At 61.1% G+C, this 24,324-nt stretch carries 14 protein-coding genes and 1 pseudogene; 9 read left to right on the top strand and 6 right to left on the bottom strand.

What is annotated here, in order from left to right:
* Window positions 1-56 precede the first annotated feature (56 nt).
* A complete protein-coding gene (locus tag BMY45_RS05955) occupies window positions 57-2,750 on the top strand; it encodes a putative bifunctional diguanylate cyclase/phosphodiesterase (RefSeq protein ID WP_092395648.1) in 2,694 nt (897 codons plus the stop codon).
* 218 nt (window positions 2,751-2,968) lie between these two features.
* Window positions 2,969-3,616 carry a peptide-methionine (S)-S-oxide reductase MsrA gene (gene msrA / locus BMY45_RS05950; RefSeq protein ID WP_047226186.1) on the top strand — a complete coding sequence of 216 codons (648 nt, stop codon included), beginning with the start codon at window positions 2,969-2,971 and terminating at the stop codon, window positions 3,614-3,616.
* Between the two features lie 152 nt (window positions 3,617-3,768).
* Here the strand turns inward: msrA and BMY45_RS05945 are convergent, their stop codons facing one another.
* The 3 genes from BMY45_RS05945 to BMY45_RS05935 form a co-directional block, all read right to left on the bottom strand.
* A complete protein-coding gene (locus BMY45_RS05945; protein WP_092395646.1) occupies window positions 3,769-4,608 on the bottom strand; it encodes a 23S rRNA (adenine(2030)-N(6))-methyltransferase RlmJ in 840 nt (279 codons plus the stop codon).
* 94 nt (window positions 4,609-4,702) lie between these two features.
* A complete protein-coding gene (locus tag BMY45_RS05940; RefSeq protein ID WP_092395644.1) occupies window positions 4,703-5,437 on the bottom strand; it encodes a DUF4123 domain-containing protein in 735 nt (244 codons plus the stop codon).
* On the bottom strand, window positions 5,434-7,491 hold the full coding sequence (locus tag BMY45_RS05935) for a type VI secretion system Vgr family protein (RefSeq protein ID WP_092395642.1): 2,058 nt from the start codon (window positions 7,489-7,491) through the stop codon (window positions 5,434-5,436). Before BMY45_RS05935 ends, BMY45_RS05940 begins: the two co-directional genes overlap by 4 nt.
* A gap of 267 nt (window positions 7,492-7,758) precedes the next feature.
* On the opposite strand from BMY45_RS05935, the gene BMY45_RS05930 reads away from it, so the two are divergent.
* On the top strand, window positions 7,759-8,253 hold the full coding sequence (locus BMY45_RS05930) for a DUF2165 family protein (protein WP_092395640.1): 495 nt from the start codon (window positions 7,759-7,761) through the stop codon (window positions 8,251-8,253).
* A gap of 90 nt (window positions 8,254-8,343) precedes the next feature.
* Here the strand turns inward: BMY45_RS05930 and putP are convergent, their stop codons facing one another.
* On the bottom strand, window positions 8,344-9,828 hold the full coding sequence (gene putP / locus BMY45_RS05925) for a sodium/proline symporter PutP (RefSeq protein ID WP_092395638.1): 1,485 nt from the start codon (window positions 9,826-9,828) through the stop codon (window positions 8,344-8,346).
* A 466-nt stretch (window positions 9,829-10,294) separates the two neighbouring features.
* Between putP and putA the strand changes: the two genes are divergently transcribed.
* Window positions 10,295-14,248 (top strand): trifunctional transcriptional regulator/proline dehydrogenase/L-glutamate gamma-semialdehyde dehydrogenase, encoded by a 3,954-nt coding sequence (putA, locus tag BMY45_RS05920; RefSeq protein ID WP_092395636.1) that lies wholly within the window; start codon window positions 10,295-10,297, stop codon window positions 14,246-14,248.
* Between the two features lie 241 nt (window positions 14,249-14,489).
* Complete coding sequence (locus tag BMY45_RS05915; RefSeq protein WP_092395634.1) at window positions 14,490-16,292, top strand: acyl-CoA dehydrogenase; 1,803 nt, start codon at window positions 14,490-14,492, stop codon at window positions 16,290-16,292.
* A 164-nt stretch (window positions 16,293-16,456) separates the two neighbouring features.
* Here the strand turns inward: BMY45_RS05915 and BMY45_RS05910 are convergent, their stop codons facing one another.
* Both BMY45_RS05910 and BMY45_RS05905 read right to left on the bottom strand, forming a co-directional pair.
* Window positions 16,457-16,759, bottom strand: coding sequence for a cell division protein ZapA (locus BMY45_RS05910; RefSeq protein WP_092395632.1), 303 nt, complete (start codon window positions 16,757-16,759; stop codon window positions 16,457-16,459).
* Complete coding sequence (locus BMY45_RS05905) at window positions 16,756-16,986, bottom strand: hypothetical protein (protein WP_092395630.1); 231 nt, start codon at window positions 16,984-16,986, stop codon at window positions 16,756-16,758. The genes BMY45_RS05910 and BMY45_RS05905 overlap by 4 nt, the downstream gene beginning before the upstream one ends.
* Window positions 16,987-17,243: 257 nt before the next feature.
* Between BMY45_RS05905 and BMY45_RS28585 the strand changes: the two are divergent.
* From BMY45_RS28585 to mscK, 4 genes and pseudogenes are all read left to right on the top strand, one after another.
* A pseudogene (locus tag BMY45_RS28585) lies at window positions 17,244-17,966 on the top strand (MCP four helix bundle domain-containing protein); the annotation flags it as partial.
* Window positions 17,967-17,996: 30 nt separating this feature from the next.
* Window positions 17,997-18,869, top strand: a complete 873-nt coding sequence (locus tag BMY45_RS28580; RefSeq protein WP_371913916.1) for a methyl-accepting chemotaxis protein — start codon at window positions 17,997-17,999, stop codon at window positions 18,867-18,869.
* A gap of 312 nt (window positions 18,870-19,181) precedes the next feature.
* The gene (locus BMY45_RS05895) at window positions 19,182-20,924 is read left to right on the top strand and encodes a potassium/proton antiporter (RefSeq protein WP_092395626.1); all 1,743 of its coding nucleotides are present in this window, start codon (window positions 19,182-19,184) and stop codon (window positions 20,922-20,924) included.
* A 34-nt stretch (window positions 20,925-20,958) separates the two neighbouring features.
* A complete protein-coding gene (gene mscK / locus BMY45_RS05890) occupies window positions 20,959-24,321 on the top strand; it encodes a mechanosensitive channel MscK (protein ID WP_092395624.1) in 3,363 nt (1,120 codons plus the stop codon).
* Window positions 24,322-24,324: the final 3 nt, after the last annotated feature.

The following is a 24,324-nucleotide window of genomic DNA, read 5'->3' as shown; positions in this document are numbered from 1 at the left end:
CGTAATAACGAGGGCGTCAGCCCGGCGCGATCAGCATTTTCGAAGCGAGTTTCCCCATGAAAAGCCAACCCGATGCCGCCAGCCGTATGGCGGCCGAGGTAGTGACGCAGTTACCGGTGCCCTCGCGGCTCGGCATGCTGCGTTTCGAACGGCTGAATGAAGCAAGCTGGGCACTGCTGTTCCTCGATCCCAACTGCGAACGGTATTTCGGCGTGCCGGCCGTCGAGCTTTGCTCGCTGGTCAGTTCGCCCTACGCCAGCCTGATGGAGCCCGAAGCGCGTTATCAACTCCACGATGCGATCCAGCAGCAACTGGCCCAGGCCCCGCATTACCAGGTCCGCTACACGCTCCACACCGCCAAGGGCGCCATGAACCTGCTGGAAATGGGCGAGCCCTATAAACAGCACAATCGCCATCTACTACGCGGCTATCTGCTGGCCGTGGACGATTTGCTGGCAAGCGAGCCGTCGATGCCGGCCCTGGACCTGGAAACGCAAAACTCGCGCCTGCAAATTGCCCTGGAACTGAACCAGCGCGCCCAGCAGGAGCAGCTTCAACACCTGGACCGGGTGCGCGCCCAGCAGGACCTGATCCTGCTACTGACCCGCCAGCGCTACAGCGCCAACAACTCCCTGCAGGAAGCCGCCGAACTCATCACCCGCAGCGCCTGCGACATCTACCAGATTGATTGCGCCAGCATCTGGAACCTGGAAGACGGCCAGTTGGTGCCGATTTCGGCTTATAACCGCGCCTCCCAGGACTACTTTCTGCCGGACGTGATCAACGCCAACGAGTTTCCTGACTATATGGAGGCTCTGCAGACCTGCCGCGCCATCGACGCGCACAATGCGATGCGCGACCCGCGTACCCGGGAAATGGCCGCAAGCCTGCGCTCCCGCGAAGTCAATGCCATGCTCGACGCCAGCGTTCGTATCGACGGCCAGGTGGTGGGCGTACTGTGCCTGGAGCAAATAGGCGTCACCCGCGCCTGGCAGTCCGACGAAATCGCCTTTGCCGGTGAACTGGCGGACCAGTTCGCCCAGGTCATCAACAACCACAACCGACGGACGGCCACCAACGCCCTGCACTTGTTCCAGCGCGCCGTGGAGCAAAGCGCCAACGCGTTCCTGCTGGTCAATTGCGACGGCGTGGTGGAATACGTCAACCCCAGCTTCACCGCCATCACCCAATATTCCACCGAGGAAGTCCACGGCCAGCGCCTCTCGGAACTGCCGGCCCTGGAAAACCTCAGCGAGCTGCTGTTCGATGCACCGTCGGCCCTGGCCCAGAGCAATAGCTGGCAAGGTGAATTCAAGAGCAGGCGCAAGAATCTGGAACCCTACTGGGGCCAATTGTCGATTTCCAAGGTCTATGGCGATAACCGTGAACTGACCCACTACATCGGCATTTACGAAGACATCACCCAGACCAAACTGGCCCAACAGCGCATCGAACGCCTGGCCTACACCGACAACCTGACCAACCTGGGCAACCGCCCGGCGTTCATCCGCAACCTCGATGAGCGCTTTGCCCGGGACAGCGATTCGCCCATCAGCCTGTTGCTGGTGGACATCGACAACTTCAAGCGCATCAATGACAGCCTCGGCCATCAGACCGGAGACAAGCTGCTGATCAGCCTGGCCCGACGCTTGCGCAACAGCCTGAGCCCCAGCGGCAGCCTGGCACGCTTCGCCAGCAATGAATTCGCCGTACTGCTGGACGACACCGACCTGGAGGCCGGGCAGCAGATCGCCAGCCAGTTGCTGATGACGCTCGACAAGCCGATGTTCGTGGATAACCAGCTGATCAGCGTGACCGGCTCCGTGGGCCTGGCCTGCGCGCCACTGCACGGCCGCGACCCCCAGACCCTGATGCGCAACGCCGGACTCGCCCTGCACAAGGCCAAAGCCAACGGCAAACATCAGGTCCAGGTCTTCACCGAGGCGCTGAACGCCGAGGCCAGCTACAAGCTGTTCGTGGAAAACAACCTGCGCCGCGCCTTGACCCAGAACGAGCTGGACGTGTTCTACCAGCCAAAACTGTGCCTGCGCAGCGGTCGCTTGCTGGGCATGGAGGCGCTGCTGCGCTGGAACCATCCCGAGAAGGGCATGATTCGCCCGGACCAGTTCATCAGCGTGGCCGAAGAAACCGGCCTGATCATCCCCATTGGCAAATGGATCGCCCGTCAGGCTTGCCGCATGAGCAAGCAATTGACCGCCGCCGGCCTGGGCAACCTGCAAGTGGCGATCAACCTCTCGCCCAAGCAGTTCTCCGACCCGGACCTGGTCGCCTCGATCGCCAGCATCCTCAAGGAAGAACAACTGCCGGCCCGCCTGCTGGAACTGGAACTGACCGAAGGCCTGCTGCTGGAGGCCACCGAAGACACCCACCTGCAGCTCGACCAACTCAAGCGCCTGGGCCTGACCCTGGCCATGGACGACTTCGGCACCGGTTATTCATCCCTGAGCTACCTGAAAAAATTCCCGATCGACATCATCAAGATCGATCGCAGCTTTATCCACGAGATCCCGGACAACCAGGACGACATGGAAATCACCTCCGCGGTGATCGCCATGGCCCACAACCTGAAACTCAAGGTGGTGGCCGAAGGTATCGAAACCGCACAGCAACTGGCGTTCCTGCGGCGCCATCGCTGCGACGTCGGCCAGGGCTACCTGTTCGACCGTCCGATCCCTGGCGCGGAGCTGATCGAAAAGCTCAAGCGCTATCCGCGGGGGCCGCTCGTCTGACGCCAGTAGGAGCTGTCGAGTGCAACGAGGCTGCGATCTTTCCCGCGCCAATTGAGTCCAAAGTGAAGGATCAAAGGGTCACGGCCGTCGGCAGCGCCCGCAGGACTCGGCCCAACAGGGCTGAATCCCTCGCCACAGTTGTCGCTTTCTTAACTAATCGGCATTGGGCACACTGACGGTCTTATTCGCTCAATTCAATCTGACTGAGAGGACTGATGATGGTCTTGCGCTCGGAAATCCTGGTGAACAAAAACGTGCTCCCTACTCAAGAACAAGCTCTGCCTGGCCGCGAAACCCCAATGACCGTGCCGGAAAAACACTTCGTCCACGATGCGCCGCTGCTGGGTCCGTTTGCCATGGACGTGGATTTCGCGATCTTCGGCCTGGGCTGTTTCTGGGGCGCGGAACGCAAGTTCTGGCAGCGCGAAGGCGTGGTCAGCACAGCGGTGGGTTACGCCGGTGGCTTTACGCCGAACCCGACGTACGAAGAAGTCTGCTCGGGCCTTACCGGCCACAGCGAAGTGGTCCTGGTGGTCTACGAGCCGGAAAAAGTCAGCTACGAGCAACTTCTGAAGATGTTCTGGGAGCTGCACAATCCGACCCAGGGCATGCGCCAGGGCAATGACATCGGCACCCAGTACCGCTCGGTGATCTATGCCACCAACCCAACCCAACTGGCTGCCGCCAAGCACAGCGCGCAAGTATTTCAAGCTGAATTGACCAAGGCCGGGAAAGGCGTCATTACCACCGAAATCGAAGAAGCCCCGACGTTCTTCTTCGCCGAGGCTTATCACCAGCAATATCTGGCGAAGAACCCTGAAGGCTATTGCGGGATTGGCGGCACGGGCGTGACTTGCCCGATCTGATTCCTGGGTACACCTTGGAGCCAATGTGGGAGCGAGCCTGCTCGCGATAGCGGTGGGTCAGCTTGCATTGATGTTGAATGTACCTCCGCCATCGCGAGCAGGCTCGCTCCCACATGTCCGGCGTCGATGCCATTAGTGCACCTGGCCAACCATCAGCCTTCAGCGATGAGCCAATCCATCTGCCAGCCGCCCTGGGTCTGACCAAGCTTCTTCGACAACCAAGGCAGCAGCTCGCGCAACTCTTCCTCCAGCCCCCATGGCGGATTGGCAATCGCCAAACCGGAGCCGTTCAGGCTATTGGGCGTGGCCAGCGGATGCACCAGCAATTCCACTCGCAACAATTTCGGCGCACCGGTGCCGGCCAGGTCCTGATAGAAACGGCGCAACATCCGCTGGTCCTTCACCGGATACCAGATTGCTGCCACTGTCTGGCGCATCCGGCCAATAGCCTCCTTGAGTGACGCGGCGCAGCGCTGCATCTCGTCAAGCTGCTCAAAAGGTGGATCGATCAACATCAGGCCGCGTTTTTCCGCCACTGGCAGCAGCGCCCGGGGCACGTGCCAGCCTTCCCCCAGGTGCACCGCCACGCGACGATCGCCTTTCATGTTGTCCTTGAGCAGAACACCGTCTTCTGGATGTTTTTCGTTCAGAAGCACCCGATCCTGCGGCCGGGTCAGGCGCCGCGCCAGTTCCGGTGACCCCGGGTAGTAACGCAACTGCCCGTCCGGGTTCATCTCGTGCAGCACTTTCATGTAGTCGGCTGTCAGCGCGGGCAGATCCTTCTGGTCCCACAACCGCGCGATGCCTTCAAGGTATTCGCCGGTACGACTGGCCTGATCGCCCTGCAAGTCGTAAAGCCCGATGCCCGCATGGGTATCGAGATAGGCAAAGGGCTGCTCCTTGCGCGACATCAAAGCGATGAGACGGGTCAAGGTCAGGTGTTTGAACACATCGGCGTGATTGCCGGCGTGGAAGGCATGGCGATAATTCATGGCGGCTCCTGCGAAGGCCGAGGAGTTTACCTTGAAGCGCGCCCAACGTCAGGGGGTCGCAGCCGAGTGGACGGGCCGTGACCACACCCGGTGGTCATCTGCCCAATTCCTGCATCAAGTATGCTTGCAGAGGGACTTTTGGCCCATGGGCCACCCCTGGCGTCCCAAGAAAATGCCTGATCTTGCAGCGCAGGATGTCCTCGTCGGCCTGTTCGAACAAATACGGATGCTCTTCGCTCAACCACTTGAGCAGGTTATTGAGCAGGCAGTCCGTCGTATCCCCGGCCAGTTCCTGCAACAACAGCGCAGGCACTTCCCACCAGGGGAACGCCCGGGCCGGGCGCAGGGCACTTCCCGGGATCTCGAAAGACCGACCGTTGATCAGGCAACGGCTGATGGCCGGTAATAACTGGCCGACCTCCACCGCATTCGATCGCAGGATCGGCTGGATAAAACGCCCATCCCAAAAGCGGAAAAAAACCGATTTGCCACCGGGCAGCAGAACCTGGGTGAGCCCGCGCAGATGTTCGGCAAGGCTTTGCTGGCTGCAAGCGGTCACCGCCAGCCAGCCCCAATCGGGCGAGTCGGTCGTCTCTACCCAGTCAAGAAACTCACTGTCCGGGGCGACAGCTCCGACATAGGGCATGACCGCTTCCCAATCGGCGTAAGGTGTATCGGCCCAGATCGGGCTGGGCGCCACCGTCATCGAACGCCTCCAGGCCATCAGCGGCCCGGCGGCGCTGGCGCAGCTGAAAATGGCGTAGAGCTGCTCGGATGCCCGCAAGGGGTGTTGCTCAAGCCAGGCGCGGGGAGATTGACCGATGCTCATGGACGCTCCTGGACATCAGCCCGCCTGGGCATCACCGGTAATGGTTCGCAGACGCCTCCTTTGCAACGCTCACACTCCTCACAGAATGGCGCCAGGCCCTGCAGGCTGAAAACTTGCGCGAGGGAAAGTTGAGCGGCTGCCGCCGCGACAAGTGTTTCGGGACTGCCAGGTGAACCTGGCGCGGCACTCCTGGCGGTTATCGGTGCCCCACCCACCTGGATCGGCACGCTGCTGAAAATCCCCCCGGCCCCTATGTTGATCCAATGCCCGCCGGCCTGAATGGTCGCGCTGACGCCACCATCCAGTACCACTTGCTGCCCGGCGCTGACGTGAAATTGCTGGGTGGCATTGAGGGCCTGACTGGTTACCCGAATGGACCGCTCGCCGGCCACCACCAGATGATCATCCTGCCTGACCTCAACCTGGCGCAGACCATGGGTGATGCGCAACTCATCGGCCTTGAGCTCATGCCGCGCAGTGCCGGTGACGACGATGCTGCGTTCGTGATCAACCTGAACCCGTTGATCATGCAGCACATGCTGGGTCCAGTTGCGTTGAGCCCGCAGGTAAATCTCCTCGGCGCCCTGGCGATCCTCGATGCGCAATTCGTTATAGCCGCCCCCGCCAGGGCTGCTCTGGCTGCGCAATATGCTGCGGGTTTTATCGGCCGGCAGGTCCAGGGGCACCGGGTTCGCGCCATTCGGCAGGCAGCCCACGACCAATGGCTTGTCCACGTCACCGTCGATGAAACCCACCAGCACCTCCATGCCGACCCGGGGAATCATCACGCTGCCGTAGCGATCATGAGCCCAACCCGAAGCCACCCTTAGCCAGCAACTGGAGTGCTCGTCACGCTGACCGTGGCGATCCCAGATCAGTTGCACCTTGACCCGTCCGTATTCGTCGCAATGAATCTCGCTGTCCACGGGGCCCGTCACCACCGCCGACTGATAACCATGGGCGGGTGGCTTTTCGTGGGACAAGGGCGGACGAAAGAAAACATCCCACGGGGTGGCGAGGAACGTATTGCTGTAGCCCTGGAACTCATCCGGGCTGTCACTGACCATTTCCTCCAGCACTTGTGGCTGGTGCCCATGGTGGGTGACTTGCGTGAGCAGCCAGAGATCGTTCCATTGCGCTCGGGGATGCCCGTTGATTTGGAGGAAGTGCCCACTGACGAGTGCGCATTGGTCGCTGCGCCCCTCGGCCAGACGGTGATCGGCGCCATGGCGCTCCAGTGCGCGTTGGGTAAGGTGCCGGCCATGGTCGCGATCAGTAAACTGGCCGGGGTAGTGATACGCCTCCAGAACCGGTTGCTGCTGACTGTCCAGATTGGCTTGCAACAGCAGGCCGGGCTTGTGGAAATCGTAGTCACGCAGCGTCACCGCCGTGGTCCGGGTCTGCAGTCGCACAGCCAGGCGCTTGATCGCCGGCTCGCTGGCGGCCATGCCACTGCCGGGCAGGTACAGCGTCGACTCGGGCAGACGGGGAAACACCGTCTGGTCGTCACCGAACACCAACAGATGGCCGTCGCGGCTGTGCCGAAAGTGATAGTGGATCCCCACCTCGGCGCAGATCCGCCCGATGAAGACCAGGTCGCTTTCAGCAAACTGCACACAGTATTCGCGCTCGGGGTATTGCCCGCCGAGGTTGAACTGGAACGCGTCGCCCTGAATTCCGTGATCGGTCAGGATCAGGGTAATGATTGCCGGCACGCTCAGGTGCTGGAAGATCCGCTGGTTGATTCGATGGTCCAGGTAAGCCAGGCGTGGTACCAGACTGATCTGGTAACGGGTCAAGCGCTTGCCCGAGTCGCCCTGGGCCGCGCTATACACCTGGCCGTGTATCCCCCGCCCCTGATCATCAAATGCCAGAAAGGCCTGACGATGCAGGAGGTCTTCCAGCGCCAGATCCGGCCGCTCACTGACCAATTCCAGATCAAAGCAATAGGGTTGACTGATGGCTTCCTTGCCCCTGAACTCAAGCACCTTGAGTTCATTCGGCCCGCTGTCGAGTGCCAGGGTGAAACGCGGTTGGTTGGCAGGCGCGAACATCCGATGTGCCTCTGCTGAATAAAAGCGGGCGATTCTGCATGAGCACCAGGGGGAGTTGACCGGACCTCAGGAAAAACAGAATTGCCTTACATTCAAGGAGATTAAAGCCGCATTGCCCGCTGCGTTTTCCGACAGACATTCCGCGCACGGCGAGCAACCGGAGTCGCTACACGAAACAATCAGCAACTTCCTACAACGTGCAGCCTCCGGTACGGCAATAGGCCGTGATAACTTCCTCGCGTCGCAAAAAAGCAAAGGACGCAACCCATGACGACTCGCTACGCAAAAATCGCAATGACCCTGGCCCTCGCCGCTTTCGCCTTGCTGACCGTGTTCAACAACATCACCGACTACCACTCCAATTTCAATTTCGTCCATCACGTGCTGAGTATGGACACCACCTTTCCCGACAATGCCGCGCGCTATCGCGCCATCGACCAGCCTTGGGCATGGCACGGTGCCTACTGGCTGATCATCCTCGGCGAAGCGCTCACCGCAGGCTTGCTGGGCTATGGCGCGCTCAGTCTCTGGCAGGCACGTAAATTCCCGAGCGTGGTTTTCACCCAGGCCAAGCGCTGGGCCATCATCGGTTTGACGATGGGTTTTTTCGTCTGGTTCTTTGGTTTCATGGTCATCGGCGGGGAATGGTTTCTGATGTGGCAATCAGAAATCTGGAATGGCCAGGACGCAGCCTTCAGGTTCTACATGGCGCTGCTGGGCGTGCTGATATTTCTCAATCAGCCCGACGCGGAGCTGGACTGATCCCTATAAAAAACGGCCCGTCTTCATGGAGGACGGGCCGTTTTTTATTTCAGAACCTTCGCGCGAGCCGTCGAGGCCTCGCTGAAAGCCTTACTGGTTCAGGCGGAAATCTTTTTCAGCCGCTTCGAAGCGCTGCAGCATACCGGCGGTAGGCGAGCCCATCTTGCTGACGAAGTAGATAGCCAGGCTGGCGAAGATGAAGCCTGGGATGATTTCGTACAGGCCCAGCAGCTCGAAGTGTTTCCAGACGATCACGGTGATCGCCCCCACCAGGATGCCTGCCAGCGCGCCGTTACGAGTCATGTTTTTCCAGATCACCGAGATCAGGACCACAGGACCGAAGGCCGCACCGAAACCGGCCCAGGCGTAGCTCACCAGACCCAGCACGCGGTTTTCCGGGTTGGCCGCCAGGAAGATGGCAACCACCGCCACCAGCAGCACCATGGCGCGACCGACCCAGACCAGCTCCAGCTGGGACGCACCCTTGCGCAGGAAAGCCTTGTAGAAGTCTTCGGTCAGCGCACTGGAGCACACCAGCAACTGGCAGCTCAGGGTGCTCATGACAGCCGCCAGGATCGCCGACAGCAGCACACCGGCCACCCATGGGTTGAACAGCAGCTTGGCCAGCTCGATGAACACGCGCTCAGGGTTCTCGGTCACGGGACCGGCCACTTCCGGGTGTGCCGAGAAGTAAGCGATACCGAAGAAGCCGACAGCCACTGTGCCGCCCAGGCAGAGAATCATCCAGGCCATCGAGATACGACGGGCCTTGGCGATGGACTTGACCGAATCGGCAGCCATGAAACGCGCCAGGATGTGCGGCTGGCCGAAGTAGCCCAGGCCCCAACCCATCAGCGAGATCACACCGATGAACGTGGTGTTTTTCAGCATGTCGAAGGCAGTAGGATCTTTCGCTTCGATGGCCAGGAACGTGGTGTCCACGCCGCCGGTAGCCAGCAGCACGATGATCGGCGTAAGGATCAGCGCGAAGATCATCAGTGTCGCTTGTACGGTGTCGGTCCAGCTCACGGCCAGGAAACCACCGATGAAGGTGTAGGCAATGGTTGCCGCCGCACCGGCCCACAGCGCTGTCTCGTAGGACATGCCGAAGGTGCTTTCAAACAGACGGGCACCGGCCACGATGCCGGAGGCGCAGTAGATGGTGAAGAACACCAGGATCACCACCGCAGAGATGATCCGCAGCAGGCCGCTGGTATCTTCAAAACGGCTGGAGAAGTAATCCGGCAGTGTCAGCGCATCACCGTTGTGCTCGGTCTGTACCCGCAGGCGACCGGCCACGAACAGCCAGTTCAGGTAGGCGCCGATGATCAGGCCGATGGCGATCCAGCCTTCCGACAGGCCGGACATGTAGATAGCACCGGGCAAACCCATCAACAGCCAGCCGCTCATGTCGGAGGCACCGGCGGACAGTGCAGTCACGACGCTGCCCAGGCTGCGACCGCCCAGGATGTAATCGGAAAGGTTATTGGTGGAGCGATAAGCCATCAGGCCGATCAGGACCATTACTGCGATATAGATCACGAAAGTGATCAGGGTGGGATTACTAACACTCATGAGTTACGCCCTGGCTTTGTTTTTATGTAGCGGTGGCAGTAGGAAGCGTCGACAAGTCAACCATAGACCTTGTTTGACGTTTCCAGGACCCGCGAATTTATGACTGATGTTTCCCCAGGAAAGCCATCAGCCGATGCCCCTCGACTTCGAGCCGGTTGCACCTTGGCGGCGAATGCTATTCAACAAATGAAATAAGGTGCAACCAGTTTCGCTCGAATCAGTTGCACCTAGTCGGTTTTTTCGCCCAATGACGGTTTTTTGCTCCCTTTTAGTGCGGTATCAACCTTTGGCTAGAAGCCAATGCACTAAGCAGAGGCACCGCTGGAGTCACGAATTTTACTTTCCTGATGAGCTGCTTATTTTTTCGTCGAAAAAAGGTTGCACCCGGTTGCACCTCGACCAGCTCACAGCTAATCTTGCCGCCAGCTGATGCCACGCAATACGTGGTAAACATGAGGATAAAAATATGGCTACCACCACCCTTGGGGTCAAACTCGATGACCCGACCCGCGAACGCCTCAAGGCGGCCGCAACCTCGATTGATCGCACGCCCCACTGGCTGATCAAGCAGGCAATTTTCAATTACCTGGAAAAACTCGAGGGTGGTGCAACCCTGACCGAACTGAACGGTTCGACCCGTGCCGACAACGATGAAGCCGGCGACGTCCAGGTCGACCACGCGCACCAGTGCTTCCTGGAGTTTGCCGAAAGCATTTTGCCGCAATCGGTCCTGCGCGCCTCTATCACCGCCGCTTACCGTCGTCCGGAGCCAGAAGTGGTGCCGATGCTGATCGAGCAGGCGCGCCTGCCGGCCGACATGGCCGAAGCCACCAACAAACTGGCCGCCTCGATTGCTGAAAAACTGCGTAACCAGAAGAGTGCCGGCGGCCGTGCCGGTATTGTTCAGGGGCTGTTGCAGGAGTTTTCCCTGTCGTCTCAGGAAGGCGTGGCGCTGATGTGTCTGGCCGAGGCGCTGCTGCGTATCCCGGACAAAGGTACTCGCGATGCACTGATCCGCGACAAGATCAGCACCGGCAACTGGCACCCACACCTGGGCAACAGCCCATCGCTGTTCGTCAACGCCGCCACTTGGGGCCTGCTGCTGACCGGCAAACTGGTCGCCACCCATAATGAAGCGGGCCTGACTTCCTCTCTGAGCCGCATCATTGGCAAGAGTGGCGAGCCGATGATCCGCAAGGGCGTCGACATGGCCATGCGCCTGATGGGCGAGCAGTTCGTCACCGGCGAAACCATCGCCGAAGCCCTGGCCAACGCCAACAAATTCGAGACCAAGGGTTTCCGCTATTCCTACGACATGCTGGGTGAAGCCGCACTCACCGAACATGACGCCCAGAAGTACCTGGCCTCGTACGAACAAGCCATCCACTCGATCGGCAAGGCGTCCCACGGCCGCGGGATTTATGAAGGTCCGGGCATTTCCATCAAGCTCTCGGCCCTGCACCCCCGCTACAGCCGCGCCCAGTACGAGCGCGTCATGGAAGAGCTGTACCCGCGCCTGCTGTCACTGACCCTGCTGGCCAAGCAATACGACATCGGCCTGAACATCGACGCCGAAGAAGCCGATCGCCTCGAGCTGTCTCTGGACCTGCTGGAACGTCTGTGCTTCGAACCACAGCTGACCGGCTGGAACGGCATTGGCTTCGTGATCCAGGCCTACCAGAAGCGTTGCCCGTACGTGATCGACTACGTCATCGATCTGGCCCGCCGCAGCCGTCACCGCCTGATGATCCGCCTGGTGAAAGGCGCGTACTGGGACAGCGAGATCAAACGCGCCCAGGTCGAAGGCCTGGAAGGCTATCCGGTCTACACCCGCAAGGTGTACACCGACGTTTCCTACATCGCCTGCGCGCGCAAACTGCTGTCGGTGCCGGAAGCCATCTACCCGCAATTCGCCACGCACAACGCCCATACCCTGTCCGCCATCTATCACATCGCCGGTCAGAACTATTACCCGGGCCAGTATGAGTTCCAGTGCCTGCACGGCATGGGTGAACCGCTGTACGAGCAGGTTGTAGGCAAAGTTTCCGAAGGCAAGTTGAACCGTCCGTGCCGCGTATACGCTCCGGTCGGCACCCACGAGACACTGCTGGCGTACCTGGTTCGTCGCCTGTTGGAAAACGGCGCCAACACTTCGTTCGTCAACCGCATCGCCGACCAGTCCATTTCCATTCAGGAGCTGGTGGCCGATCCGGTGGCCAGCATCGAGCAGATGGCAACCCTGGAAGGCGGTTTCGGCCTGCCGCACCCGCGTATTCCGCTGCCGCGCGACCTGTATGGCAGCGAACGCGCCAACTCCAGCGGCATCGACCTGGCCAACGAACATCGCCTGGCCTCGCTGTCCTGCGCCCTGCTGGCTACCGCTCACAACAACTGGAAAGCGGCGCCGATGCTCGGTTGCCCAGCCAGCGAAGAAACACCGGCGCAGGTTTTGAACCCGTCCGATCACCGTGACGTGGTCGGCCATGTGCAGGAAGCCACGGTCGCTGACGTCGACAACGCCATCCAGTGCGCCCTCAACGCGGCGCCGATCTGGCAGGCTACGCCACCGGCCGAACGCGCTGCGATCCTGGAGCGCGCCGCCGACCTGATGGAAGGCGAGATCCAGCCGTTGATGGGGCTGCTGGCCCGCGAAGCCGGCAAGACCTTCGCCAACGCCATCGCCGAGGTGCGTGAAGCCGTGGACTTCCTGCGTTACTACGCCGTGCAGGCCCGCAACGACTTCACCAACGATGCCCACCGCCCACTGGGCCCGGTGGTCTGCATCAGCCCGTGGAACTTCCCGCTGGCGATTTTCAGCGGACAAGTGGCAGCCGCACTGGCCGCCGGCAACCCGGTACTGGCCAAGCCTGCCGAGCAGACGCCGTTGGTGGCTGCCCAAGCCGTGCGACTGATGCTCGAAGCCGGTATTCCGGAAGGCGTGCTGCAACTGCTGCCGGGACGTGGCGAAACCGTTGGGGCCCGCCTGGTGGGTGACGATCGGGTCAAAGGCGTGATGTTCACCGGTTCCACCGAAGTCGCTCGTCTGTTGCAACGCAACATCGCCGGGCGCCTGGACAACCAGGGGCGACCGATCCCGCTGATCGCCGAAACCGGCGGCCAGAACGCGATGATCGTCGACTCCTCGGCCCTGACCGAACAAGTGGTCATCGACGTGGTTTCTTCGGCATTCGACAGCGCCGGCCAGCGCTGCTCCGCCCTGCGGGTCCTGTGCTTGCAGGAAGACTCGGCCGACCGAGTCATCGAAATGCTCAAGGGCGCCATGGCCGAATCACGCCTCGGCAACCCTGAACGCCTGTCGGTAGACATCGGCCCGGTGATCGATGCCGAAGCCAAGGCTGGTATCGAGAAACACATCCAGGCCATGCGCGACAAAGGTCGCACGGTTTATCAGATGGCAATCGCTGACAGCGCCGAGTGCAAGCGCGGCACGTTCGTGATGCCAACGCTGATCGAGCTGGAAAGCTTCGACGAGCTGCAGCGTGAGATTTTTGGCCCAGTGCTGCACGTGGTGCGCTACAAGCGCAAGGAACTGGATCAACTGATCAACCAGATCAATGCCTCCGGTTATGGCCTGACCCTGGGCGTACACACCCGCATCGACGAGACCATCGCCAAGGTGATCGATAACGTCCATGCCGGTAACGTCTACGTGAACCGCAACATCGTGGGTGCCGTGGTCGGCGTGCAACCGTTCGGCGGCGAAGGCCTGTCGGGCACCGGTCCCAAGGCCGGTGGTCCGCTGTACCTGTACCGCTTGCTGTCGACCCGCCCTACCGATGCGATCCAGCAGTCGTTCGTCCGTGACGACGCCCTCAATGCGCCAGACCTGCGTTTGCGTGACGCCATGAGCAAGCCGCTGACCGCCCTGCAAGCCTGGGCAGACAGCCAGAAACTCGCCGAATTGAGCGCCCTGTGCGTACAGTTCGCGGCTCAGTCGCAAAGCGGTATCACCCGCCAACTGACCGGTCCGACCGGTGAACGCAACAGCTACGCCATCCTGCCCCGCGAGCACGTGCTGTGCCTGGCGGACGTAGAGGGCGATCTGTTGACGCAATTGGCGGCGGTGCTGGCGGTCGGTGGCTCGGCTGTGTGGCCGGAAACCGACACCAGCAAGGCTTTGTTCGCACGCTTGCCGAAAGAAATTCAAACGCGCATCCAGCGGGTTTCCGACTGGGCCAAGGACGAAGTGGCGTACGACGCCGTCCTGCATCATGGCGACTCGGATCAACTGCGCAGCGTTTGCCAGCAAGTGGCCAAGCGCGCTGGCGCCATCGTCGGGGTGCACGGTTTGTCCCAGGGTGAAACCAACATTGCGCTGGAACGCTTGGTGATCGAGCGCGCCTTGAGCGTCAACACCGCCGCAGCGGGTGGTAACGCCAGTCTGATGACTATCGGCTAAACCCGCTGTAGGCCAGGCACCTGCAATGGGTGCCTGGCAATCGAATCCTGTGGGAGCGGGCTTGCTCGCGAAAGCGGTGTATCAGTCGCAATCGATTTGCCTGACCCAGCGCTTTCGCGAGCAAGCCCGCTCCCACATGGATTAGTGTCGCCCTCACCCCTCCATCACCGTCATCAATCTTCCTGTTCACCCTCTATTCCCCCACCTAGACTCGGCCCATTCCAAGAAAAGGTAAGCCGCCATGTCCGAGACGTTGCTCAGTTCCCGAAATCTGGCTTTCGAGCTGTATGAAGTCCTTGATGCAGAGGGCTTGACCCAGCGCGAGCGGTTCGCCGAGCACAATCGCGAAACCTTCGACGCGGCCATCGGCACCGCCCGCAGCATCGCCGAAAAATGTTTCGCACCGCATAACCGCAAAAACGATGAAAACGAGCCGCGCTACGAGGACGGTCAGGCGATCCTGATTCCGGAAGTAAAGCCGGCGGTGGATGCTTTCCTGGAGGCCGGTTTTCTCAATGCCGCGCGCAGTTTCGACGCCGGCGGCATGCAATTGCCGACGCTGCTGTCCCAAGCCTGCTTCGCGCACTTCCAATCGGCCAACGCCGCGTCGACCTCTTACCCGTTCCTGACCATGGGCGCGGCAAACCTGATCGAAAGCTTCGGCAGCGAAGAGCAGAAACAACGTTTCCTGCAACCGATGATCGAGGGCCGTTTCTTCGGCACCATGGCCCTGACCGAACCCCACGCGGGCTCTTCGCTGTCGGATATTCGTACCCGTGCTGAGCCGGCATCCGACGGCACTTATCGGCTCAAGGGCAACAAAATCTTCATCTCCGGCGGCGATCATCCACTGTCGGAAAACATCGTGCACATGGTCCTGGCGAAACTGCCGGACGCGCCACCTGGCGTGAAGGGCATCTCACTGTTTATCGTGCCCAAGTTCCTGGTCAACGACGACGGCAGCCTTGGCCAGCGTAACGACGTGCTGCTGGCCGGGCTGTTCCACAAGATGGGCTGGCGCGGCACCACCTCCACGGCGCTGAACTTCGGCGACAACGGCGAATGCGTCGGTTACTTGGTAGGAAAACCGCACCACGGCCTGAGCTACATGTTCCAGATGATGAACGAAGCGCGAATCGGCGTTGGCATGGGTGCGGTCATGCTGGGTTACGCCGGCTACCTGTATTCCCTTGAATACGCCCGCGAACGTCCGCAAGGCCGGGTGCCCGACAGCAAGGACCCCACCACCACTCCCGTGGCGATCATCCAGCACGCCGATGTACGTCGCATGCTGCTGACTCAGAAGGCCTACGTTGAAGGCGCATTTGACCTGGGCCTATACGCGGCGCGCCTGTTCGACGACACCACCACCCTTGAAAGCGAAGCCGAGCGCAGACGCGCTCATGAATTGCTGGATTTGTTGACCCCGATTGTCAAATCCTGGCCATCGGAGTTTTGCCTGAAGGCCAACGAACTGGCGATCCAGATTCTGGGTGGCCACGGCTATACCCGCGAATACCCGGTCGAGCAGTATTACCGCGACAACCGCTTGAACCCGATTCACGAAGGCACTCACGGCATCCAGTCCCTGGACTTGTTGGGCCGTAAACTGGCGCAAAACGGCGGTGCCGGGCTCAAGCAACTGATCCGCCTCGTGGCCGACACCAGCGAACGCGCTCAGGCGTACGAATCACTGACGCCATTGCGTCAGCCACTGGAGGCGCTGGTGGCGCGCCTGCAAACGGTCACCCTGGGATTGCTGACGGACCTGGCCCAGGGCAAGGTCAACAGCAGCCTCGCCAACTCGGCGCTGTATCTCAAGGTGTTTGGTCACATGGTGATTGGCTGGCGCTGGCTGGAACAGGCGATTCGGGCCGAGGAAGGTCTGGCCAAGGGGAGCGCGGCGGACACCGACTTCTATAAAGGCAAGCTGCAAGCGGCGCGGTATTTCCTGACCTGGGAAGTGCCAGGGTGCCACCATGAGCTGGCGATTCTCGAGGCGCGGGATGATACATGCCTTGGGATGCGGGATGAGTGGTTCTGATCCAGTTCTTGCGGCGAGGCTGAAATCCAATCGCGAGCAGGCTCGCTCCCACAGTGGATCGGCGGTGAACACGGATATTGCGTTCACTCAGCCCCATGTGGGAGCGAGCCTGCTCGCGATGACTTAAGTACAGACAACGACACTTTGTAAGCCAAGTTGCGACTTCAAGCCTGCTGAATCGTCTTGGCAATGACCTCGACCGTGGCGCTGACTTGCTCTTGGTAACGGTCGAGTTCCGCTTGATGTTGCTTCTGCATTTCCATCTGTTGCGAGCACAGGTTCATGGCCGCCAGCACCAGCAGGCGATCACCGATCAGCGTCGGGTATTTCCTCTTGGTGTCGGCCAGGGCCGCCTTGAGCATCGAAGCGGCGTCCAGCAGGGCCTGTTCCTGCCCGGCCGGTGCCTTGATTGAATAGTCTTCTCCCAGGATCGAGACGACTGTCACCCCGTCGGCACCATGCTTCATGCGCTGACAGGACCGGCGCTGGCGCGCTCGATCAGGGCCTGGATGCGCGCGGCGGTGGTGCCGTGCAGCTCTTCCTGTTCCATCAGGCTCAGTTGCAGGCTTTCATTTTCATCCTTGGCCTTGGCCAGTTCCGCGTTCAGCGTCTCATTCAGGCCGGCGAGGTGGCGGTTCTGTTGCACCAGGTCGTTGACCAGTTGTTCCAGTTGGCTGAGGGATGTTTCCAACATATTGATTTCCAGGCTTTTTCAAAGGGGCGCGTACGATAAAGAAAAGTCACCGTCAATGCCACGGCTTGGGCGGCGGTGCTTCGCTGGCGAGCTGTAAAGACTGTGAATGGAAGATCTGGTTCCCGCCCTTCGTCGCGCAGCAGGCGCTGCCCTGCGACAAAAGCACGCAGCGACTCAAGACTTTAGTCGTATGACCGATAAGTCAGGGAACACCTGTCACAGCCCCCGCACGGACGCGCCCTCTTCCGGTACTTTCCATGTCCCTACGTAATATGAATATCGCGCCGCGGGCGTTCCTGGGGTTTGCCCTGATCGGCGCCCTGATGCTGGCCCTCGGGGTGTTCGCCCTGAGCCAGATGAGCAAAATCCGTGCGTCCGGCGAAAGCCTCGTCCAGAACAGCGTGCCCAGCATCAAGGCTCTGGATGAATTCACCTCGCTGACCCTGCGCCTGCGCGTGCTGTCCTATCGCTTGCTGGTCAACCGCGAACCGGACATCCAGCAGAAAACCTTCAGCTTGTTCGAGCAACGCAACCAGCAGATCAAGGCTGCTCAAAGCGCCTACGAAAAACTCATCAGCTCCCCGCAAGAGCGGGCCGCCTACGAGCAGTACGTTCAATTGCTGGGCCAATACCGCCAGCTCGAAGAGCGGATGAAAACCCTTTCGCGCAACAATCAGCTCGATGAGTTGCGCGCCCTGCTCAACACTGAACTGCTGAGCAACTCCGACGCCATCAACGTGGCAATCAATCGGCTGGTAGAAATCAACAACCAGCAAGCCGAGGCCCTCAATCAGAACGCGACACACCAGTACTCAACGGCCTTCAATTGGGTGGTTACGCTGCTGGTCATCGCCACCGGCCTGACCCTGCTGTTCGCCTGGCTTTTGACCAACAGCATTACCCGCCCGATCGGCAGCGCCCTGGACGCCGCCGAAGAAATCGCCAAGGGCAACCTGACCCGACCGATTACCGTGGATGGCAGCGATGAAGCCGGTCGCCTGCTGCGGGCGATGTCGACCATGCAGGACAAACTGCGCGACACCCTGCAACGGATCTCCGGCTCGGCCACCCAACTGGCCTCCGCCGCCGAAGAACTCAACAGCGTCACTGACGAAAGCGCCCGTGGCCTGACCCAGCAGAACAATGAAATCGAACAGGCCGCCACGGCGGTCAACGAAATGACCAGCGCCGTCGAAGAAGTGGCGCGCAACGCGGTGAGCACCTCCGAAGCCTCGAAAGACGCCACAGCCTCTGCGGGCGATGGTCGCGACCTGGTGCAGGAAACCGTCAGCGCCATCGAACGCATGAGCGCCGATGTACAAAGCACCGCCACGCTGATCGGCAACCTGGCCGATGAGTCCCGCGACATCGGCAAAGTGCTGGACGTGATCCGCGGCCTGGCCGACCAGACCAACCTGCTGGCCCTGAACGCCGCCATCGAAGCGGCCCGTGCCGGTGAGGCCGGTCGTGGTTTTGCCGTCGTGGCCGACGAAGTACGCGCCCTGGCCCATCGCACCCAGCAGTCGACCAGCGAGATCGAACGCATGATCGGCAGCATCCAGAGCGGCACCGAACACGCCGTGGATTCGATGCGCAACAGCACCGAACGCGCTGAGTCGACGCTGAACATCGCGCGCGGCGCGGGCATGTCCCTGGACACGATCAACACCGCCATCGTCGAGATCAACGAACGCAACCTGGTGATCGCCAGCGCCGCCGAAGAACAGGCCCAAGTGGCCCGTGAAGTGGACCGCAATCTGGTGAACATCCGCGACCTGTCGGTGCAATCGGCCACCGGCGCCAACCAGACCAGCGCCGCCAGCGCCGAACTGTCGCGCCTGGCCGTAGACTTGAACAGCATGGTTGGGCGGTTCAGCCTTTAACTCTCTGGCTTTTGTGGCGAGGGACCTTGCTCCCGCGGGGCCCTGTAGGAGCTGTGTAGGAGCTGTCGAGTGCAACGAGGCTGCGATCTTTCCACGACCCATTGAGTCGAAAGCGAAAGATAAAGATCAAAAGATCGCAGGCTTCGCCAGCTCCTACAGGGCCCAGCGGGAGCAAGCCCTCTCGCCACGGTGCTGCCGCGCTTGTACCCAACCTTTTTTGACAGCATCACATTTCAACAGGTTAGAATCGCTGGCACGCAGACTGCATGGTCAGTTTGCGCCCGCCCCCAACGCTTGCTCGGAGTACTGCCTTTGACTGCGACGACCATCAACAGCCTGTTCTTGATCGGCGCGTTGCTGGTAGGTGCGAGCATTCTGGTCAGTTCTCTTTCGTCCCGCCTGGGCATCCCGATTCTGGTGATCATCCTGGCCGTGGGCATGGTTGCCGGTGTCGACGGCGCCGGGATTCTGTTCGATAACTACGCCACGGCCTATCTGGTCGGCAACCTCGCGCTGGCCGTGATTCTGCTGGACGGTGGCTTGCGCACGCGGGTGTCGAGCTTTCGCGTGGCGTTGTGGCCAGCCTTGTCGCTGGCCACCGTCGGCGTCCTGATCACCACCGGGCTGACCGGCCTGGCGGCAGCGTGGCTGTTCAATCTGAACCTGATGCAAGGTCTGCTGATTGGTGCCATTGTCGGCTCGACCGATGCCGCGGCGGTGTTTTCGCTGTTGGGCGGCAAGGGCCTGAACGAGCGGGTCAGCGCGACGTTGGAGATCGAATCCGGCAGCAACGACCCCATGGCGGTGTTCCTGACCGTAACCCTGATCGGCATGCTCGCCAGCGGTGAAACAGGTCTGCATTGGAACCTGCTGGGGCACTTGTTGCGTGAATTCGGCATTGGCGGGGTAATCGGCCTGGGCGGTGGCTGGCTGATGCTGCAATTGGTCAACCGCATCAACCTGGCCAACGGGCTCTACCCGATCCTCGTCATCAGCGGCGGCCTGGCGGTGTTCGCCCTGACCAACGCCTTGCATGGCAGCGGCTTCCTCGCGGTTTACTTGTGCGGCCTGGTGATCGGCAACCGCCCGGTGCGCAGCCGTCACGGCATCCTGCACATGCTCGATGGCATGGCCTGGCTGGCGCAGATCGGCATGTTTCTGGTGCTGGGGCTGCTGGTCACGCCCCATGACCTGCTGCCGATCGCCCTGCCTGCCCTGGGTCTGGCGTTGTGGATGATCTTGATAGCACGTCCGCTGTCGGTGATGGTGGGGCTGTTGCCGTTCAAGGCCTTCCATGGCCGCGAAAAAGCGTTCATTTCCTGGGTCGGCCTGCGCGGTGCGGTGCCGATCATTCTGGCGGTGTTCCCGCTGATGGCCGGCCTGCCTCACGCGCAGCTGTACTTCAACCTGGCGTTCTTTATCGTGCTGGTGTCGCTGCTGGTGCAGGGCACGAGCCTGCCATGGGTCGCCAAACTTCTGCACGTCACCGTCCCGCCAGAACCGTTGCCGATCTCCCGGGCAGCGCTGGAGGTCCACGTCACCAGCGAGTGGGAACTGTTCATCTATCGCCTCGGTGCGGAGAAATGGTGCATCGGCTCGCCCCTGCGGGATCTGAAAATGCCCGACGGCACGCGGATCGCGGCACTGTTTCGTGGCCAGCAACTGCTCCATCCGTCGGGTAGTACGGTGCTGGAGGTCGGTGATTTGCTGTGTGTCATCGGCCATGAACACGATTTGCCGGCCCTTGGAAAACTGTTCAGCCAGGCACCGCAAAGGGGCCTGGATCTGCGCTTCTTCGGCGACTTCGTACTCGAAGGAGACGCCCAGCTGGCCGCGGTTGCGGCCCTGTACGGGCTGAAGCTGGACGGCATCGATCCGGACATGTCCCTGGGCCGCTTCATCGCCCAGAAAGTCGGTGGCGCGCCAGTGGTCGGTGACCAGGTGGATTGGAACAACACCCTCTGGACCGTTGCGGTCATGGACGGGAACAAGATCGGCAAAGTGGGCGTCAGATTCCCCGAAGGAAGTCGCCCGGGTCCCGGCTTGTTCCTCTAAACTGCTCCCACTTTCACTTGCTCGACCGGTCTCTATGCCTACCCTGCGCTCCTTTTTCACCATTGCCCTGCTGGGCCTGAGTCTTTCCGTCTGCCCACTGCAAGCCGCTGAACCGCTCACCAGCGCTTCGGTACAGGCCAGCCTGGACAAAATCGCTGACCGCAAACTGCCGGAAGCCGAGCAGAAGTCCTTGCAGGAGATACTGCAAAAGACCCTGGCTCAGCTCACCAGCAAAGACGAATACGAGCAGAAGCTGGTCGATCTCAAACAGCAGCTGGCCAGTGCCCCCAAGCAAAACATTGAAAACCAGCGCGAACTGGCCCGGCTCAAGAGCACCCCCGTGGTGCCGGTGGCGCAGCGTTACGCCAACCTGCCGGTTCCCCAGCTCGAACAGATGCTGACGGACCGTTCCACCCAGCAGAGTGACCTGCAAAAAGCCCTGGCCGATGCCAACAGCCTGATCATCACCGCCCAGACCCGCCCTGAGCGCGCCCAGGCCGAAATCGCCAGCAGCCAGACCCGCATCCAGCAGATCAACACCATCCTCAAGACGGGCAAGGATGCCGGTAAAACCCTGAACGGCGAACAGCGCGACCAGCTCAACGCCGAACTGGCAGCACTCAATGCGCTGATTCCGTTGCGACGCCAGGAACTGGCCGGCAACAGCCAGTTGCAGGACTTGGGCAACAGTCAGCACGACTTGCTGACGGAAAAGATCGACCGCATGGAGCAGGAAATCCAGGACCTGCAAACGCTGATCAACCAGAAGCGACTGGCCCAGTCCCAGGAAACGGTGACCCAGCAATCCATCGAAGCCCAGAAGGCCGGCGGCAGCAGCCTGCTGGCGACCGAAAGCACGGCCAACCTGAAACTTTCCGACTATCTGCTCAAAAGCACCGACCGCCTCAATGAGGTCACCCAGCAGAACCTGCAGACCAAGCAACTGCTGGACAGCGTTACCCAGACCGACGCGGCCCTGGACGAGCAAATCAGCGTCCTCAAGGGCAGCCTGCTGCTTTCCAAGATTCTCTACAAACAGCGCCAGACCCTGCCACGCCTGGAACTGGACAAGAATCTGGCGGACCAGATTGCCGACATCCGCCTGTACCAGTTCGAGGTCAGCCAGCAACGCGAACTGCTGAACAATCCAAGCGCCTATGTCGACAATCTGCTGGCATCGCAGCCTGCCGAACAAGTCACGCCGCAACTACGCAAAACCCTGCTGGAACTGGCCCTGACCCGGGTCGACCTGCTGGAACGCCTGAATCGCGAGTTGAGCGCGGTGCTTAACGAATCCATCACCTTGCAGCTCAACCAGAAGCAACTGCTCAGTACCGCGCAAAACCTGCGGGCGACCCTCGAAGAGCAAATGTTCTGGATTCCCAGCAACAAACCGCTGGATTTCGAATGGATGCGGGGCGTGCCGGCTCGCCTGGAAAAACAGGTCGACTCGCTACCCTGGGCCTCGAGCCTCAGTGAGCTGGCGGACGGCCTGACCCAGCGGCCGCTGCTGTTCCTGCCCCTGGCGCTGCTCATCGGTGCTCTGCTGTGGCGACGCAAGAATCTGTATGCCCGGCTGAACAAGGTTCACCAGGACGTCGGCCACTTCAAGCGTGACAGTCAGTGGCATACCCCGCAGGCGATTCTGATCAATATCCTCCTGGCGATGCCGGTAGCCCTGGCGCTGGCCCTGTGCGGCTACGCCCTGCAGATCGACGCCCGGGGCCAGAACGCCAACCTCGGCGCTGCGCTGCTGCAGATCGGCCAGGCCTGGCTGGTGTTCTATACCGCCTATAGGGTGCTGGCGCCCGGTGGCGTGGCCGAGTTGCATTTCCGCTGGGAAAAACCCCAGGTCGAATTCCTCCAGGGCTGGATCCGCCGGCTCGGGCTGGTGGTACTGGCGCTGGTCGCCGTGGTGGCGGTGGCCGAATTGCAACCCTCGGCCCTGGCCGACGATGTACTGGGCATGCCGGTGGTGCTGACCTGCTACGCCCTGATGGCCTGGCTGCTCAGCCGGCTGTTGCTCAGCAGCCCGACCCACCAGAACACCTCGCTGTTCCGCAAGGCCGTCGGGGTGATGTTCACCGCGCTGCCAATCGCCTTGTTCGTAGCCGTGTGCTTTGGCTACTACTACACCGCGCTCAAACTCAGCGACCGACTGATCAATACCCTGTACCTGCTGATGTTCTGGCTGGTGATCGAGGCCACCTTCGTGCGCGGCCTGTCGGTTGCGGCGCGGCGCCTGGCCTACCAGCGCGCCTTGGCCAAGCGTCAGGCGACCAAGGAAGCCGGTGATGGCGAAGCAGTGGTCGAGGAGCCGACCCTGGACATCGAAAAGGTCAACGAACAGTCCCTGCGCCTGATCCGCCTGGCCCTGCTGGGCGGTTTCATCGCCGCGCTGTATTGGGTCTGGTCGGACCTGATCAGCGTGTTCTCCTACCTGGACAACATCACCCTCTACGAATACACCAGCGGTACCGGCGCCAACATGAGCATGGTGCCCATCAGCATTGGCGACATGCTCGGCGCGCTGATCATCATCGGCATCACCTTTGCCCTGGCGCGCAACCTGCCGGGCCTGCTGGAAGTGTTTGTCCTGTCCAAACTCAACCTGGCCCAGGGCAGCGCCTACGCCGCCACCACGCTGTTGTCCTATGTGATCGCCGGCATAGGCTTCGTCACCACACTCTCCACCCTGGGCGTGAGCTGGGACAAACTGCAATGGCTGGTGGCCGCGCTCTCGGTGGGCCTGGGCTTCGGCATGCAGGAAATCTTCGCCAACTTCATCTCCGGGATCATGATTCTGTTCGAGCGTCCGGTGCGGATCGGCGACACAATCACCATCGGCAACCTGTCGGGCACGGTCAGCAAGATCCGCATCCGCGCCACCACCATCACCGACTTTGACCGCAAGGACATCATCGTCCCCAACAAGACCTTCATCACCGGGCAGTTGATCAACTGGTCGCTGACCGACACCGTCACCCGCGTGACCCTCAAGCTGGGCGTGGACTACGGGTCGGACCTGGACCTGGTCAAGGAACTGCTGCTCAAGGCCGCCCGTGAGAACCCACGCGTGCTGAAGGAGCCGGAACCACTGGTGTACTTCCTGAACTTCGGGGAAAGTACCCTGGACCATGAGTTGCGCATGCATGTGCGTGACCTGGGCGACCGCAACCCGGTACTGGACGAGATCAACCGGTTCATCAGCCGCGAATTCAAGAAACAGGGCATCAGCATTGCGTTCCGGCAGGTAGAAGTCTCCTTGAAAAATCTTCAAGGCCTGGAATACAAGCTGACACCTGTCTTGCCTGAACCCAAAACCGCGACGCCTGAGCCTCCCCTCACGCCAGGGCCCAAGTCCTTGCCAGAGCCGCCGGCAGCCACCCTCGACTGATCG

Source organism: Pseudomonas sp. NFACC39-1, assembly GCF_900110355.1.
Classification (GTDB): domain Bacteria; phylum Pseudomonadota; class Gammaproteobacteria; order Pseudomonadales; family Pseudomonadaceae; genus Aquipseudomonas; species Aquipseudomonas tehranensis.
The sequence above is the reverse complement of the archived record's forward strand: the minus strand, read 5'-3'. Positions and strand labels throughout refer to the sequence as shown.

Bases quoted from the DNA above. Each gene is read 5' to 3' on its own strand.
- putP (WP_092395638.1), bottom strand. From the start codon at position 9,828: ATGAGTGTTAGTAATCCCACCCTGATCACTTTCGTGATCTATATCGCA.
- BMY45_RS05945 (WP_092395646.1), bottom strand. From the start codon at position 4,608: ATGAATTATCGCCATGCCTTCCACGCCGGCAATCACGCCGATGTGTTC.
- msrA (WP_047226186.1), top strand. From the start codon at position 2,969: ATGGTCTTGCGCTCGGAAATCCTGGTGAACAAAAACGTGCTCCCTACT.
- putA (WP_092395636.1), top strand. From the start codon at position 10,295: ATGGCTACCACCACCCTTGGGGTCAAACTCGATGACCCGACCCGCGAA.
- BMY45_RS05940 (WP_092395644.1), bottom strand. From the start codon at position 5,437: ATGAGCATCGGTCAATCTCCCCGCGCCTGGCTTGAGCAACACCCCTTG.
- BMY45_RS05930 (WP_092395640.1), top strand. From the start codon at position 7,759: ATGACGACTCGCTACGCAAAAATCGCAATGACCCTGGCCCTCGCCGCT.
- BMY45_RS05955 (WP_092395648.1), top strand. From the start codon at position 57: ATGAAAAGCCAACCCGATGCCGCCAGCCGTATGGCGGCCGAGGTAGTG.
- BMY45_RS05910 (WP_092395632.1), bottom strand. From the start codon at position 16,759: ATGAAGCATGGTGCCGACGGGGTGACAGTCGTCTCGATCCTGGGAGAA.
- mscK (WP_092395624.1), top strand. From the start codon at position 20,959: ATGCCTACCCTGCGCTCCTTTTTCACCATTGCCCTGCTGGGCCTGAGT.
- BMY45_RS05905 (WP_092395630.1), bottom strand. From the start codon at position 16,986: ATGTTGGAAACATCCCTCAGCCAACTGGAACAACTGGTCAACGACCTG.
- BMY45_RS28580 (WP_371913916.1), top strand. From the start codon at position 17,997: ATGTCGACCATGCAGGACAAACTGCGCGACACCCTGCAACGGATCTCC.
- BMY45_RS05935 (WP_092395642.1), bottom strand. From the start codon at position 7,491: ATGTTCGCGCCTGCCAACCAACCGCGTTTCACCCTGGCACTCGACAGC.
- BMY45_RS05915 (WP_092395634.1), top strand. From the start codon at position 14,490: ATGTCCGAGACGTTGCTCAGTTCCCGAAATCTGGCTTTCGAGCTGTAT.